This window comes from Halomonas sp. A020, from assembly GCF_027943625.1.
Taxonomy (GTDB): Bacteria; Pseudomonadota; Gammaproteobacteria; order Pseudomonadales; family Halomonadaceae; genus Vreelandella; species Vreelandella piezotolerans.
Genome location: NZ_AP022850.1, coordinates 1115114 through 1128774, shown reverse-complemented (window position 1 = coordinate 1128774; position 13661 = coordinate 1115114). Strand labels below are relative to the sequence as shown.

Below are 13661 nucleotides of genomic sequence, written 5' to 3'. Positions count from 1 at the left end.
GACTCTGGTACACTTTCTTTTAACGACTCCATTAGATTTGTCAGCAGGATATCTCTCCGATGAGCCAAGCTACGAACCAGTCTTGGGGCGGTCGCTTCAGCGAGCCCACCGATGCCTTTGTTGCGCGTTTCACCGCGTCCGTGACGTTTGATCAGCGCCTAGCGCGCCAGGATATTCAGGGCTCGATCGCCCATGCCACCATGCTGGCGCGGGTAGGCGTGCTCACCGACGACGAGCGCGATGCGATCATCAACGGTTTGACCGAGATCCAGGGCGAGATCGAACGCGGCGAGTTCGACTGGTCGGTGCCGCTGGAAGACGTGCACATGAACATCGAAGCACGCCTGACCGACAAAATCGGCATTACCGGCAAGAAGCTGCACACCGGACGCTCGCGCAACGACCAGGTGGCCACCGACATTCGTCTGTTCATGCGCGATGAGATCGACGTGATCGAAGCGGAGCTGACACGCCTGCGCGACGGCATGATCGAACTGGCCGAGCGCGAAGCCGACACCATCATGCCAGGCTTCACCCACCTGCAAACCGCGCAGCCGGTCACCTTCGGCCATCATCTGCTGGCGTGGCAGGAAATGCTGGCCCGCGACCATGAGCGGCTTTTGGACTGTCGTAAGCGCGTAAACGTGATGCCGCTGGGCGCCGCGGCCCTGGCGGGCACGACTTACCCCATCGACCGCCACGTCACCGCGGACCTGCTCGGCTTCGACCGCCCGGCGGAAAACTCGCTGGATGCGGTGTCGGATCGCGATTTCGCCATCGAATTCACCAGTTTTGCCAGTATCTTGCTGATGCATCTCTCCCGCATGAGCGAAGAGCTGGTGCTGTGGACCAGCGCCCAGTTCGACTTCATCGACCTGCCCGACCGCTTCTGCACCGGTTCCTCCATCATGCCGCAGAAGAAGAATCCCGACGTGCCCGAGCTGGTGCGCGGTAAAACCGGGCGTGTCTATGGCCACCTGATGGCGCTGCTGACGCTAATGAAATCGCAGCCGTTGGCCTACAACAAGGACAACCAGGAAGACAAAGAGCCGCTGTTCGACGCCGTCGACACCGTGCGCGACTGTCTGAAAGCCTTTGCGGACATGGTGCCCGCCATCGAGCCCAAGAAAGAGAGCATGTACGAAGCGGCGCGTCGCGGCTTCTCCACCGCGACCGATCTGGCGGATTATCTGGTACGTAAAGGCGTCGCGTTCCGCGATGCTCACGAGATCGTGGGGCTGTCCGTCGCCTACGGTCTAAAAACCAAGAAAGACCTCTCAGAAATGAGCCTGGAAGAGCTTCAGCAGTTCTCCGATACCATCGAGCAGGACGTGTTCGAGGTGCTGACCCTGGAAGGTTCGGTGGCGGCCCGTAACCACATTGGTGGCACGGCCCCCGACCAAGTACGCGCGGCCGCAAGCCGTGCCCGTGAAGCGCTGGCGGCGCTCAAGGGGACGTCATGAAGCGCTATACGATCACACTCGGCGCGCTGCTGCTGGCCTCGCTGCTACTCGTCGGCTGTGGCCAGAAAGGGCCGCTCTATTTGCCTGACGACACATCCGATTCGGCCGCCGAGCAGGAGGGGTAATGGATCACTTTAACTACCGCGACGGCGTGCTCTACGCCGAAGACGTTCCGCTAACGCAACTGGCGGACAAGCTGGGCACGCCCTGCTACGTCTACTCCAAAGCGACGTTGGAGCGCCACTTTCGCGCTTACACCGAAGCGCTGGGCGGCCATCCGCACCTGATCTGCTACGCGGTGAAAGCCAACTCCAACCTAGCCGTGCTGGGCCTGCTGGCCCGCCTAGGCGCCGGTTTCGATATCGTCTCCGTGGGCGAGCTGGAACGGGTGCTAAAAGCCGGTGGTGACCCCAGCAAAGTCGTGTTTTCCGGGGTCGCCAAGCAGCCCCAGGAAATGGCGCGGGCGCTGGAGGTCGGCATCAAGTGCTTCAACGTCGAGTCGCGCCCCGAGCTCGAGCGCTTGAACGCCGTGGCAGGGGAGCTGGGCCAAGTCGCCTCGGTATCCCTGCGCGTCAATCCCGACGTGGACGCGGGCACCCACCCGTACATCTCCACCGGTTTGAAGGACAACAAGTTCGGCATTCCCGTCGACGACGCGTTGGAGGTGTACCAGTTGGCCGCTAGCCTGCCCAACCTGCGGGTGACGGGACTGGATTGCCACATCGGTTCACAGCTCACCGAAACTGCGCCGTTCCTGGATGCCCTGGAGCGCCTGCTGGTGCTCATGGAGCGCCTGCGCGAGCACGGCATCGAGATCGACCACCTCGATTTAGGCGGTGGCCTGGGCGTGCCCTACCGCGACGAGAAGCCACCCCAGCCGTTCGACTACGCCAGCCAGCTGTTGGCGCGCCTCTCCCGCTGGGAAGGCGGTGAAACGTTGACGCTGCTGTTCGAGCCGGGCCGCTCCATCGCCGCCAACGCTGGGCTGATGCTCACCCGCGTCGAGTTTTTGAAACCTGGCGAGACCAAGAACTTTGCCATCGTCGATGCGGCCATGAACGACTTGATTCGCCCAGCGCTGTACCAGGCGTGGCAGGCGATCGTGCCGGTGGACACCCGCCAAGCACGGGACACCGCCACCTACGACGTGGTAGGGCCGGTGTGCGAAACGGGCGACTTCCTGGGCAAGGAGCGCGAGCTGGCGATTGCCGAGGGCGATCTGTTGGCGGTGCGCTCCGCCGGTGCTTACGGCTTCGTCATGGCATCCAATTACAATAGCCGTCCCCGTCCCCCCGAAGTGATGGTGGATGGTGATACCTTTCACGTGGTGCGCGCTCGGGAAGCGCTGGAAAGCCTGTGGGCCGGCGAGGCGCTGCTGCCCGAAGGAGCGCGCTGATGCTGCTGCACTTCACTAAAATGCACGGCTTGGGCAACGACTTCATGGTGGTGGATCTGGTCACCCAGCGGGCGCGCCTGCGCGACGAGCAGATTCGCCAGCTGGCGGACCGACGCTTCGGCATTGGCTTCGACCAGCTGCTGATCGTCGAGCCGCCCCGCGATCCGGACATGGATTTTCGCTACCGTATCTACAACGCCGACGGTAGCGAAGTGGAGAACTGTGGCAACGGCGCGCGCTGCTTTGCCCGCTTCGTGCGCGACCAGCGCTTGACCCATAAGCATGACATCCACGTGGAAACCGCCGGAGGCCCGCTGGTGCTCCACGTACAGCACGACGGCATGGTACGCGTGGACATGGGCAGGCCGCGCTTCAACCCAACCGCGCTGCCTTTCGAGACGCCGGGTGACCAGCCGCTGCACGAGCTGGAAGCCGACGGTGAGACGCTGCAGATTGGTGTGGTGTCCATGGGCAACCCCCATGCGGTTCTCCAGGTCGAGAACGTCGATAGCGCGCCGGTGGAGCGCCTGGGGCCACTGTTGGAGGCGCACCCGCGCTTTCCCAACCGGGTCAACGTGGGCTTCATGCAGGTGGTCTCGCCCAGCGAAATTCGCCTGCGGGTATTCGAACGAGGCAGCGGTGAAACCCTGGCCTGCGGCACCGGTGCCTGTGCGGCGGTGGCCAGCGGTATTCGTCAGGGTCTTTTGAAGAGTCCGGTGAAAGTGCATTTGCCCGGCGGGCAACTCAGCATCGAGTGGCCGGACCCTGAGGCGTCGCTGGTCATGGTGGGCCCCGCCACGCGGGTGTTTGACGGTCGGGTATCACTCAACTAATGCGAGGAGAACGGCGATGTCTCAAGCTCCTGAGCCGCGTAAAACGCTCGATCCGGATCAAGTAGCGTTTTGGCTGGCCCGACACCCCGATTTTTTCATTGGTCGTGAAGGGCTGCTGCAGCAACTCAAAGTGCCGCATCCGCATATCGAAGGCGCCGTATCGCTATTAGAGCGTCTGGTGATCGACCTTCGCCAGCGCGCCGAAACGGCGGAAGGGCGGCTTGAGCATTTGTTGGAAACCGCGCGGCACAACGAGTCGCAGTACCGCCGACTGCGGGAGACGCTGCTCAGCTTGGTCGAAGCGGAAGACCGCGATGCCCTCGCTCAAGCGCTGGCGACGCAGTTGAGCGAGCGTTTTCAAACCCCCGCGATGGCGTTGTGGTGCCCCGCCTCGTTGAGCGATGCGGAACCGGCGCCGCCTCAGCCACCGCGCCACGTGCTGGATCAGCACGCCAGCGCCCGCTTGGCAGCGCTGCTGGATGGTCGAACCAGCCGCTGCGCCAAGCTAAGCGTCAGCGACTGGAAGTGTCTGCTGCCCCATACCAAAGCGCCCCGCAAGGCGGGCTCCTGTGCCATCACGCGACTCTCGGCCGGAGAGCAGCTAGGCTATTTGCTGCTTGCAAGCCCCGACCCCGACAGCTATCGCGCCAGCATGGATACGCTATTTACCGAGTACCTGGGCGATATCGTCGCGCGCCTGCTGCTGCGATTAGGCCCCCACGGCGTGGAGCAGCATGGCTAGCCAAGCGACGCTGACAAACGCCGTTGAAGAGTACCTAGCGCAACTGGCGACTCACGCCAGTCCCGCAACGGTGGCAGCCTACCGCCAGGATCTGGCGGCGTTTTGTCAGTTTGCTGACCAGCGCGGCGTGACTCAGGCCAGCGCGCTGGACACGACGCTGGCAAGAGCTTTCCTCGGTACCGAGCGTAGCCGGGGGCTGGCGCCCCGAACGCTGGCCCGCCGTCGCGCGGCACTGTCGCGTTTCGCCGATGCCTTGGTAGAACGCCATGTGCTGGTGGATAACCCGATTCAACTGTTGCGCACCCCCAAGCAGCCCAGCCACCTGCCCAAACCGTTGGACGTAGACGCGCTGTCGCGCTTTCTGGACACTCCTCACGACGGCTCGCCGCTCTCGCTTCGTGACCAGGCCATGTTGGAGCTTTTCTACTCCAGCGGTCTGCGTTTAGCAGAGCTCGCGGCGCTGGACGTGAATCACTTGGCGGCCAACCATGTGCGGGTGAGGGGTAAAGGCAGTAAGCCTCGCCAAGTGCCGGTGGGACGGCGTGCCCAGCAGGCGCTCACCGCGTGGCTCGCCTGCCGGGCCAGTTGGGTAGACAGTGCTGAAACGGCACTGTTCGTCGGGCAGCGCGGGCAGCGGTTGGGCCATCGGGCGATTCAGAAACGCTTGGCGCAACTGTCAGTGATGCGCGGCCTCCCCGAACACCTTCACCCCCACCGCCTGCGCCACTCTTTTGCCAGCCATCTGTTGGAGTCCAGCCAGGACTTGCGCGCTGTGCAGGAGCTGTTGGGCCACGCCAATCTATCGACGACCCAAGTGTACACGCGGCTGGATTGGCAGCATCTTGCCGAGAGCTACGATGCCGCGCATCCCCGCGCCAAACGCCGCCCCAGTGGGAGTGAATCATGATCACGTTAGACGCCATCACCTTTGATTTGGACGACACCCTGTGGGACAACCAGGGCGTGATGTTGAAAACCGAGGAAGGGCACTACCGCTGGTTGCTGGAAGCGCTCACCGCGTGGCGGTCGGCGCGTCAGGAGGCACCGCTACCACTCACCTACGAGGAGGGGGTAGAAGACTATTTAAAGCGTCGCCAGCAGTGGGCCCACCAGGTGCCCGAACGACGTGGCGACTTCACGTGGTTGCGTCTGCGAGCGCTGGAGGCCCAGTTGGAGGAGAGCGGCTTGGCACGTAGCGCCGCGCTACTATGGGCCGCTGCCGCCATGAACGAGTTCCACCGTCTGCGTGTGCAGGTCACCCCGCACCCTGAAGCGGCCGGGCTGCTCTCGGCGCTCGCCGAGCGCTATCGGCTCGCGGCGATTACTAACGGTAACATTCACCTCAAACGTCAGCCGCTGGCGGCGCACTTTCCAGTGGCGATTGCAGCGGGTGAGCTGCTGGCACCGAAGCCGGATCCCAAGCCGTTTCTCACCGCGTTGGAGCGCCTGAATACCGTGCCGAGACGGGCCATGCACGTGGGTGACTCCTGGCAAGAAGACGTACTTCCCGCTCAGCAGCTCGGTATGCACGCCGCTTGGGTGGCCGAGCGCGGCGACCAAGCGCTGCCCGAGCGGGTACATCGTATTGCCCACGTCAAAGAGTTACCCGAGCTGATCGCATGGCTGGAGCGACAAGCCTAGGCCCGTTACTCGTTGGCGTCTTCAGGGGTGTAGAGCCACTGGTCGAGCTTTTGGGAGAGCATGTCGACGCCGTCACGCTTCAGCGACGAGAAGAGCTGGACCGATACCAAATCTTCCCACTCCCTCAAGCGAGAGCGCACCTTTTGGAGGGCGGCGCTGGCCGGGCCGCGTTTCAGTTTGTCGGCCTTGGTTAGCAGGATGTGCACCGGCATGCCGCGCTGGTCGGCATAATCGAGCACCATTTGGTCGAATTCGGTCAGCGGATGGCGAACGTCCATGAGCAGTACGAGGCCGCGCAGGCTAAAACGGCCGCGCAGATAGTCGGACAAGTGCTGCTGCCACTCGAGCTTGACCGCTTCCGGTACTTTGGCGTAGCCGTAGCCGGGCAAGTCCACCAAGCGACGCGACGTATCGTTCATCACGGTGAAGAAGTTGATGAGCTGGGTGCGGCCGGGTGTTCGCGAGGTGCGCGCTAGCGCGTTTTGCCGGGTAAGCGCATTGATAGCGCTGGATTTACCGGCATTGGAGCGCCCGGCAAAGGCCACTTCTGCCCCCGTATCGTCTGGGCATAGCGCCAGGGTCGGCGCGCTGATCATAAAGCGCGCAGTGGGGTAGTTTAGCCGAGGGACTGGGCTATCATGAGGGGTAGACATGGAGTTCATCCTGAAAAACAAACGTATGACACGGCCTGCCCGAGCACTCTCGAGTGAGCGAGGGCGGTACCGCGACGAATTACCCCAAAAGCAGACCTGGACTTGCATTCCCGCCGCTAGGGTGATTCGTTATAATGCAAGCGGTTTATAACTGCGACCTGGGGCGCTAGTGTACCATCGCGCTCTAGCCAGCAGCGACCAACGCGATATGTTGTTCGTTTTGGCGGAGCTGACCCTGGTAATGTGCTGAACCTGGGCAGCGCCCAGGGTGCGTACCAGTCAATAATCAAACGGCATAGTGGAATAGCAATGAGAAAGTTACTGGCAAGCCTGGCAATTACCATGGGTGCCGTTGGCACCACCCACGCCCAAACGGACCTTCAAGCCGACGCTGATGCAGCGGCGGGTCGCGAACTTGCGCAAACCTGTGCCGCCTGTCATGGCCAGCAGGGCATTAGCGCAGTGGGTACCTTCCCCAACCTGGCAGGACAGCAGATGTCCTATCTGGCCAAACAGATCATGGACATTCGTGACGGCAACCGTGTCGTTGCTCAGATGGCCGGTTTGGTCGATGACTACTCAGACCAAGATGCTTGGGACGTCGCTGCCCACTTTGCAGGCCAAGAGGCTAACCTCGGTCAAACCAGCGATGAAGACGCTGAGTTGCTGGCCCGCGGTGAAGAGCTGTACCGCGCAGGCGATATGTCCAAAGGCATTCCCGCCTGTAGCGCCTGTCATACGCCCACGGGTGTCGGCATCGGCAGTGCGGTCTATCCGGCGCTGTCAGGCCAGCATGCGGAGTACACCGTCTCCACGCTGCAAGACTTTGCCTCCGGTGAGCGCGCCAATAGCCCGAACAACATCATGGGCGATATCGCTTCCAAGATGAGCGACCAAGACATGGAAGCCGTCGCCAACTACGTGCTGGGCTTGAACTAATTTCCCCTCCGCCGGTTTCCCTGTCCTGTGAAATATCCGCCGGATGGGGAACCTGCCTGACCCGCCAGGGGTCATAGCCACACTTTTTGTTGGCCTGCTTTTTTGGAGAGTTCTCGCTATGTTGAAAACGTTAATGGTCGCACTGGCCGGTCTGGGCTTGTCTGCAGCGGTAAGCGCTCAAGAACTGGTCGAAGGCCAACACTACACGCTGCTGGAGTCGCCGGTGGCGACCCAGGTAGACGATGATCAGATCGAAGTGACCGAAGCGTTCTGGTTTGGCTGCCCGCACTGCTACCGGCTGCAAACGTCCGTGAATGAGTGGTACGAAACGCTGGACGATGACGTAAGCATCGTGAAAATGCCTGCTACCATGGGCGGTGACTGGAATACCCATGCGACGGCTTTCTATGCTGCCCAGTCGTTAGGAATCGAAGAAGACCTGCACCAGGACTTCTTCGACGCCATTCACCAAGACGGTCGTTCGTTGACCGAAGCAGACGACATCGCCGACTTCTTCTCTGATTACGGCGTGAGCGAAGAAGAAGCCCAAAAAGCGTTGACCGCGTTCAGCGTGCGTAGCGAGGTCAACAAGGCCAACAGTCGTATGCGTGACATGCGTCTCATGGGTGTGCCAGCACTGATCGTGGATGGCCGCTACGTGGTATCGCCCCAGTCGGCTGGCAGCTTGGAAAACATGCCACAAATCGCCGATGCGCTGATCGACAAAGTTCGCAGCGAGCGTGCGCAATAACGGTGCTTGAGCACGGTCACACGGGCGGGCCAACTCGCTCGCCCGGAGCGCTTCCCTCCTCCGCGCTGTTGGAACGCGGCCATCTTCGGCTGCTGACCTTCAACTTACAGGTAGGTATTCAAACCTCTGCCTACCACCACTACCTCACGCGGAGTTGGCAGCATGTGCTGCCCAACCCCCAGCGTATCAAGCGGTTGGCGCTAGTGGGCAGCGTGTTGGAGCAGTTCGACGTGGTAGGGCTTCAGGAAGTCGATGGCGGCAGCTTTCGCTCCAGCCGGGTCAATCAGGTGGAGTACTTGGCAGCCCAGGCGAAGTTTCCGCACTACTTTCAACAACTCAACCGCAATTTGGGGCAGTTTGCCCAGCACAGCAACGGCCTGCTTTCTCGTTTGACCCCTAGCCACATCGAAGAGCATCGGCTGCCCGGCATGTTGCCCGGCCGCGGCGCGATTCACGTGCGTTACGGCGAAGGCCCAGATGCGCTGCATATCTTCGTCGCCCATTTGGCGCTTAGCCACCGAGGCCGAGTGCGCCAACTCGACTACCTTAGCGATATCATCGAACCGCTGCGACACGTGGTGGTCATGGGTGACTTGAACTGCACGCCCGATCAGCTTCATGCCCACGAGCGGTTTAGCACCTCACTACCGCTGCACCCTGTCAAACCGCTACTCAGCTACCCTTCCTGGCAACCGCGCCGCGCGTTGGATCATATTTTGCTGTCGCAAACGCTGGAAGCCGCCGAGGTGCGCGTACTGGATCATCTCTTTTCCGACCATCTGCCGATCGCGGTGGATCTGCCGCTGCCAGCGGCGTGTCTCTCGTCTATCAGCGCGAACGTTGAACAATAAGCCGTAAGAGCGTCTTTGGGGCGCTGCATTGTCTGCGTATATGCGCTATTGTCTGGGGCGCTGACTCCCCTTAGCCGTTTTACGCGAGACACTTCCATGTCGGACACAACACAACTACCTGCGTTTATCGGTGCGCTGGACCGCGCTTCGGAGTGGTTCGGGCGTACCCTTGCGTGGCTGATCATCATCATGATGTTGATTCAGTTCGCGATTGTTCTGCTTCGCTATATGTTCAGTATCAATAGTATCTTCATGCAAGAGCTGGTGATGTACATGCATGCTAGCGTCTTCATGCTCGCTGCTGCCTATACCTTTCGCCACGATGGCCATGTCCGCGTCGATATTTTCTATCGTGGGATGACCCCTCGCCGACAGGCGCTGGTGAATATAGTGGGTATTCTGTTGCTGATGATTCCGGTGATGCTGTTCGTCATCGCGTCCAGCTATGGTTATGTGGCGAACTCTTGGCGCATCATGGAAACCTCCTCGGATTACGGTGGCATACCCGCCGTATTTGCACTGAAGACGCTGATTCCGGTGTTTGCGTTCTTGATGATCCTTCAAGGGCTGATCGAAGTCGTGCGCAATGGCTATGTCTTCACCGGTCGAATGACGCCGCCAACTGCCGATGACAATCACCTCGAGGAGCGTGTTTGATGCTCGAATTTATGCCGCTTATTCTGTTTGCCGCCATCTGCGTCGTATTGATGTTCGGCTTTCCCGTGGCTCTGTCGCTGGCGGGCACTGCGCTGCTGTTTGCAGGCATGGGTCTGGGGCTGGAAGCCATTGGCATCGACGCCAACTTCGATAGCGGCTATCTAGCCGCGCTACCCAATCGTCTTTACGGCATCATGACCAATCAGACGCTCTTGGCGGTACCGCTATTCGTCTTGATGGGCGTGCTGCTGGAGAAGTCCAAAGTCGCCGAAACGCTGCTGGATGCCATGGCGCTGCTCTTCGGCTCCATGCGTGGCGGCCTGGGGATTTCGGTCACGCTGGTGGGCATGCTAATGGCCGCTTCTACCGGCATCGTAGGGGCAACCGTGGTCACCATGGGGTTGATGTCGCTGCCCACCATGCTCAAGCGTGGCTACAGTACGTCGCTGGCCACGGGCACCATTTGCGCTACCGGCACGCTGGGGCAGATCATTCCGCCCTCCATTGCCCTGGTACTGCTAGGCGATGTCTTGTCGTCTGCGTATCAGCAGGCCCAGCTCGACATGGGCATCTTCAGCCCGAAAACGGTGTCCGTGGGCGACCTGTTCATGGGGGCGCTCGTGCCAGGGTTGATTCTCGTCGTCATGTACATGATCTACGTGGGCTTGGTGGCGACGTGGGCTTGGTGGCGTTTTTCCGTCCCAGCATGGCGCCAGCGGCAGACCGCGAAGAGCTGATGGCCGAGCTTGGCCACACCTCGGGCTTGGGCATCCTGCTACTCAAAGGCCTGGTGCCGCCAGTGGTGCTGATCGTCGCCGTACTGGGTTCTATCCTGAGTGGTTTTGCAACGCCCACTGAGGCATCGGCGGTGGGTGCCTTTGGTGCCTTAGTGCTGGCATTGGCTTATCGTCAACTGGATTGGGCAACCCTCAAAGACGTGCTGCGTTCGACCACCCATGTCACCACGATGGTGTTCCTGATTCTGATCGGCGCGGCACTGTTTTCGCTGGTTTTCCGCGCCTATGGCGGTGAGCACATGGTCACCGAGCTGTTCGAGAGCATGCCAGGGGGCGTGATTGGAGCCACGATCATCGTCATGCTGGTGATCTTCCTGCTTGGCTTCATTCTCGACTTCATCGAAATCACCTTCGTGGTGGTGCCAATCGTCGGTCCGATCCTGCTGGCGATGGGACTCGACCCGATTTGGTTGGGCATCATGATCGCCATCAACCTGCAGACCTCCTTCCTGACGCCTCCGTTCGGTTTCGCGCTGTTTTATCTGCGCGGCGTGGCGCCACCGTCGGTGCCCACCTCGGCCATCTACCGTGGCGTGGTGCCGTTCATCCTGATGCAGTTAGGAATGCTGCTGTTGCTGACGTTCTTCCCGCAGTTGGCGACCTGGCTGCCGACACAGTTCTAAGACGCACTTAGTTGAAAAATAACGCTGCTATCAACGCAAGAGAGTGGCAACCTTCACTAAAAGCAGCCAAGCTGCAGACACACAATGGCTTGTAACAACCCGCTTGGTGGCACACGCCAAGCGGGGTATTCCCTACCCATAACAGCAATAAAACAAGCAAGAGGGTTAACGCATGAAAGCCAAAGCACTGCCTGTCGCCATTGCCATGACGACCGCTCTTTCTGCCAGTCTGCTGGTCGTATCCAGCTTCGATAACCAGGCCCAGGCACAAGAGAATTTTCGCTGGAAAATGGTCACTTCCTGGCCGAAAAACTTCCCCGGTGTGGGCCAAGGCCCTGAGCGGCTCTCCCAGCTCGTCGAGGAGATGTCCGATGGCCGGTTGACCATCGAAGTCTTCGGAGCAGGTCAGCTCGTGCCAGGCTTCGAGGTGTTCGATGCGGTGGCAGACGGCACCGCCGAGCTGGGCCACTCCGCCTCCTATTACTGGAAAGGCAAAGCGCCAGCGGCCCAGTTCTTTGCTGCCGTACCGTTTGGCATGAACGCTCAGGAAATGAATGCTTGGCTCAGCTACGGCGGTGGTATGGAGCTGTGGAACGAGCTTTATGATGATTTCGGCGTCGATGTGTTGGTCGCAGGGGCCTCCGGTGTTCAGATGGGCGGCTGGTACAACAAAGAGATCAACTCGGTAGACGACCTGGAAGGCTTGAAAATGCGCATGCCGGGTCTGGGGGGCGAAGTGATGAGCCGCATGGGCGTGGCCATCGTTAACATGCCCGGCGGTGAAATCTTCACGTCGCTACAGTCCGGTGCCATCGACGCCACCGAGTGGATCGGCCCCTACAACGATCTCGCCTTTGGTTTGCACCAAGCCGCTGATTACTACTATTACCCAGGCTGGCATGAGCCGACGGTGATGTTCGAAGCCATCGTGAATGAAGAGGCATGGGCGGAACTGCCCGCCGACCTTCAGGCGATTCTGCGCACTGCCATCAGCGACATCAACCAAAGCGTTCTGGATGAGTACACCGCCCGAAACAACGACGCCTTGGAAACCCTGGTCAACGAGCACGATGTCGAACTGCGCCGCATCCCTGACGACGTGCTGGCCCAGGCTCGCGAACACTCAGCCGACGTAGTGGGTGAGCTGGCTGCATCCAGCGAGCTGGCGACCCGCATCTATGACTCTTATCGCGAGTTCCAGGACAAGGTCGAGGATTACCACGCGATTTCCGAGCAGGCGTATTACAACGCCCGCAACCCGGACGGCGATACCACCCAGTAACGCCATGCCTCCACAAGGCCGCCCTCGGGCGGCCTTTTCGTGAGATTAAGGCAGCGTAAGTGCGGCGGCTTGAGTATCCTATGCAGATACTGTTCTGCTTGGTAAGGAGCCCCATGTCCACGCCCGCTATGCTCACGCCTTCACGACCTGCCGACGCTCGCTTGCGTAATGTATTGACCATCGCTGGCTCCGACCCCTCTGGAGGTGCCGGTCTGCAGGGCGATCTCAAGACATTTTCCTCCCTTGGCGTTTATGGCACGAACGTGATCACGGCGGTGATTGCCCAGAACACCTGTGGCGTCGCCTCGGTGTACCCTGTATCGCCCCAAGCGATCCGTGAGCAGCTCGAGCATCTGTTGAACGATGTGACTATCGATGCAGTGAAAATCGGCATGGTGGCAAGTCGTGACGTGGCGGAAGTCATTGCAGACGTACTACGCCAACGGCGTCCGCGCTGGATCGTGCTCGACCCGGTGATGGTAGCGAAGAGCGGCGATATCCTGGTCGATAACGCGGGAAGTGCTGGTGCCGCTCGCTGACGTGATTACCCCCAACCTACCGGAAGCGGCCGTGCTGCTGGACGCACCTGCGCCCACCAGTTTGGACGAAATGGAAGCGCTGCTGCCTAAGCTGGTGGCCCTTGGCGCGCCCTTTGTGGTGCTAAAGGGCGGCCATTTGCGTGGCGATACCTGCCCCGACTTGCTGGCCACTCCCAGCGGACAGCAGTGGCTACCGGCTTCCCGCATTGCTACTGAGAATCTTCATGGCACGGGCTGCGCGCTCTCTTCTGCCATTGCTGCCTGCCTGGCAAAGCTGCCTGACGCGGCTGAAGAGGATGCGCCAGAGCAGGCCATTACCGAGGCAAAGCAGTGGCTGCATAGCGCACTGGCGGCCAGCCACCGTTTAACCGTTGGCAAAGGGCGTGGTCCGGTACACCACTTCCATGCGTGGTGGTAGGCCGTTAGGCGAGCGCCACGCAGAATAAACGTCGGATCGAGGGGAAAGGCGGCGCAGAGTCTCCTTGCGAGATAGG

15 protein-coding genes and 1 pseudogene are annotated in these 13661 nt (G+C 60.7%); 15 read left to right on the top strand and 1 reads right to left on the bottom strand.

Going from position 1 to position 13661, the window contains the following annotated elements:
- Positions 1–59: 59 nt before the first annotated feature.
- From argH to FRH_RS05180, 7 genes are read left to right on the top strand one after another with little or no spacing between them, the layout of a single operon-like run.
- Positions 60–1463 carry an argininosuccinate lyase gene (argH, locus tag FRH_RS05210; RefSeq protein WP_139526055.1) on the top strand — a complete coding sequence of 468 codons (1404 nt, stop codon included), beginning with the start codon at positions 60–62 and terminating at the stop codon, positions 1461–1463.
- The gene (locus FRH_RS05205; RefSeq protein ID WP_139526054.1) at positions 1460–1588 is read left to right on the top strand and encodes a lipoprotein; all 129 of its coding nucleotides are present in this window, start codon (positions 1460–1462) and stop codon (positions 1586–1588) included. Before argH ends, FRH_RS05205 begins: the two co-directional genes overlap by 4 nt.
- Positions 1588–2859, top strand: coding sequence for a diaminopimelate decarboxylase (gene lysA, locus FRH_RS05200; protein ID WP_153843538.1), 1272 nt, complete (start codon positions 1588–1590; stop codon positions 2857–2859). Before FRH_RS05205 ends, lysA begins: the two co-directional genes overlap by 1 nt.
- Entirely contained in the window at positions 2859–3692 is an 834-nt protein-coding gene (gene dapF, locus FRH_RS05195; protein ID WP_219862240.1) for a diaminopimelate epimerase, read from the top strand. Before lysA ends, dapF begins: the two co-directional genes overlap by 1 nt.
- 16 nt (positions 3693–3708) lie before the next feature.
- Entirely contained in the window at positions 3709–4434 is a 726-nt protein-coding gene (locus FRH_RS05190) for a DUF484 family protein (RefSeq protein WP_139526051.1), read from the top strand.
- On the top strand, positions 4427–5341 hold the full coding sequence (locus FRH_RS05185; protein ID WP_219862238.1) for a tyrosine recombinase XerC: 915 nt from the start codon (positions 4427–4429) through the stop codon (positions 5339–5341). Before FRH_RS05190 ends, FRH_RS05185 begins: the two co-directional genes overlap by 8 nt.
- Entirely contained in the window at positions 5338–6075 is a 738-nt protein-coding gene (locus tag FRH_RS05180) for an HAD family hydrolase (RefSeq protein WP_139526049.1), read from the top strand. The genes FRH_RS05185 and FRH_RS05180 overlap by 4 nt, the downstream gene beginning before the upstream one ends.
- Positions 6076–6080: 5 nt before the next feature.
- Here FRH_RS05180 and yihA read toward each other — a convergent pair whose 3' ends face one another.
- On the bottom strand, positions 6081–6728 hold the full coding sequence (gene yihA / locus FRH_RS05175; protein ID WP_281997908.1) for a ribosome biogenesis GTP-binding protein YihA/YsxC: 648 nt from the start codon (positions 6726–6728) through the stop codon (positions 6081–6083).
- 309 nt (positions 6729–7037) lie between these two features.
- Here yihA and FRH_RS05170 point away from each other — a divergent pair, with 309 nt between their 5' ends.
- The 8 genes and pseudogenes from FRH_RS05170 to FRH_RS05135 all read left to right on the top strand — a co-directional run bounded on the left by FRH_RS05170 (position 7038) and on the right by FRH_RS05135 (position 13585).
- On the top strand, positions 7038–7667 hold the full coding sequence (locus FRH_RS05170) for a c-type cytochrome (RefSeq protein ID WP_219862236.1): 630 nt from the start codon (positions 7038–7040) through the stop codon (positions 7665–7667).
- A gap of 118 nt (positions 7668–7785) precedes the next feature.
- Entirely contained in the window at positions 7786–8418 is a 633-nt protein-coding gene (locus FRH_RS05165) for a thiol:disulfide interchange protein DsbA/DsbL (protein WP_219862234.1), read from the top strand.
- A 2-nt stretch (positions 8419–8420) separates the two neighbouring features.
- Positions 8421–9269 (top strand): endonuclease/exonuclease/phosphatase family protein, encoded by an 849-nt coding sequence (locus FRH_RS05160; RefSeq protein ID WP_139526045.1) that lies wholly within the window; start codon positions 8421–8423, stop codon positions 9267–9269.
- A 96-nt stretch (positions 9270–9365) separates the two neighbouring features.
- On the top strand, positions 9366–9926 hold the full coding sequence (locus tag FRH_RS05155; protein WP_219862232.1) for a TRAP transporter small permease subunit: 561 nt from the start codon (positions 9366–9368) through the stop codon (positions 9924–9926).
- Complete coding sequence (locus FRH_RS05150; protein WP_281997907.1) at positions 9926–10663, top strand: TRAP transporter large permease subunit; 738 nt, start codon at positions 9926–9928, stop codon at positions 10661–10663. Before FRH_RS05155 ends, FRH_RS05150 begins: the two co-directional genes overlap by 1 nt.
- A complete protein-coding gene (locus tag FRH_RS05145; RefSeq protein ID WP_281997906.1) occupies positions 10612–11346 on the top strand; it encodes a TRAP transporter large permease subunit in 735 nt (244 codons plus the stop codon). The genes FRH_RS05150 and FRH_RS05145 overlap by 52 nt, the downstream gene beginning before the upstream one ends.
- Before the next feature lie 172 nt (positions 11347–11518).
- Entirely contained in the window at positions 11519–12628 is a 1110-nt protein-coding gene (locus FRH_RS05140) for a TRAP transporter substrate-binding protein (RefSeq protein WP_139526042.1), read from the top strand.
- Between the two features lie 80 nt (positions 12629–12708).
- Positions 12709–13585 (top strand): annotated as a pseudogene (locus FRH_RS05135) (bifunctional hydroxymethylpyrimidine kinase/phosphomethylpyrimidine kinase).
- The last annotated feature ends 76 nt before the right edge of the window (positions 13586–13661 follow it).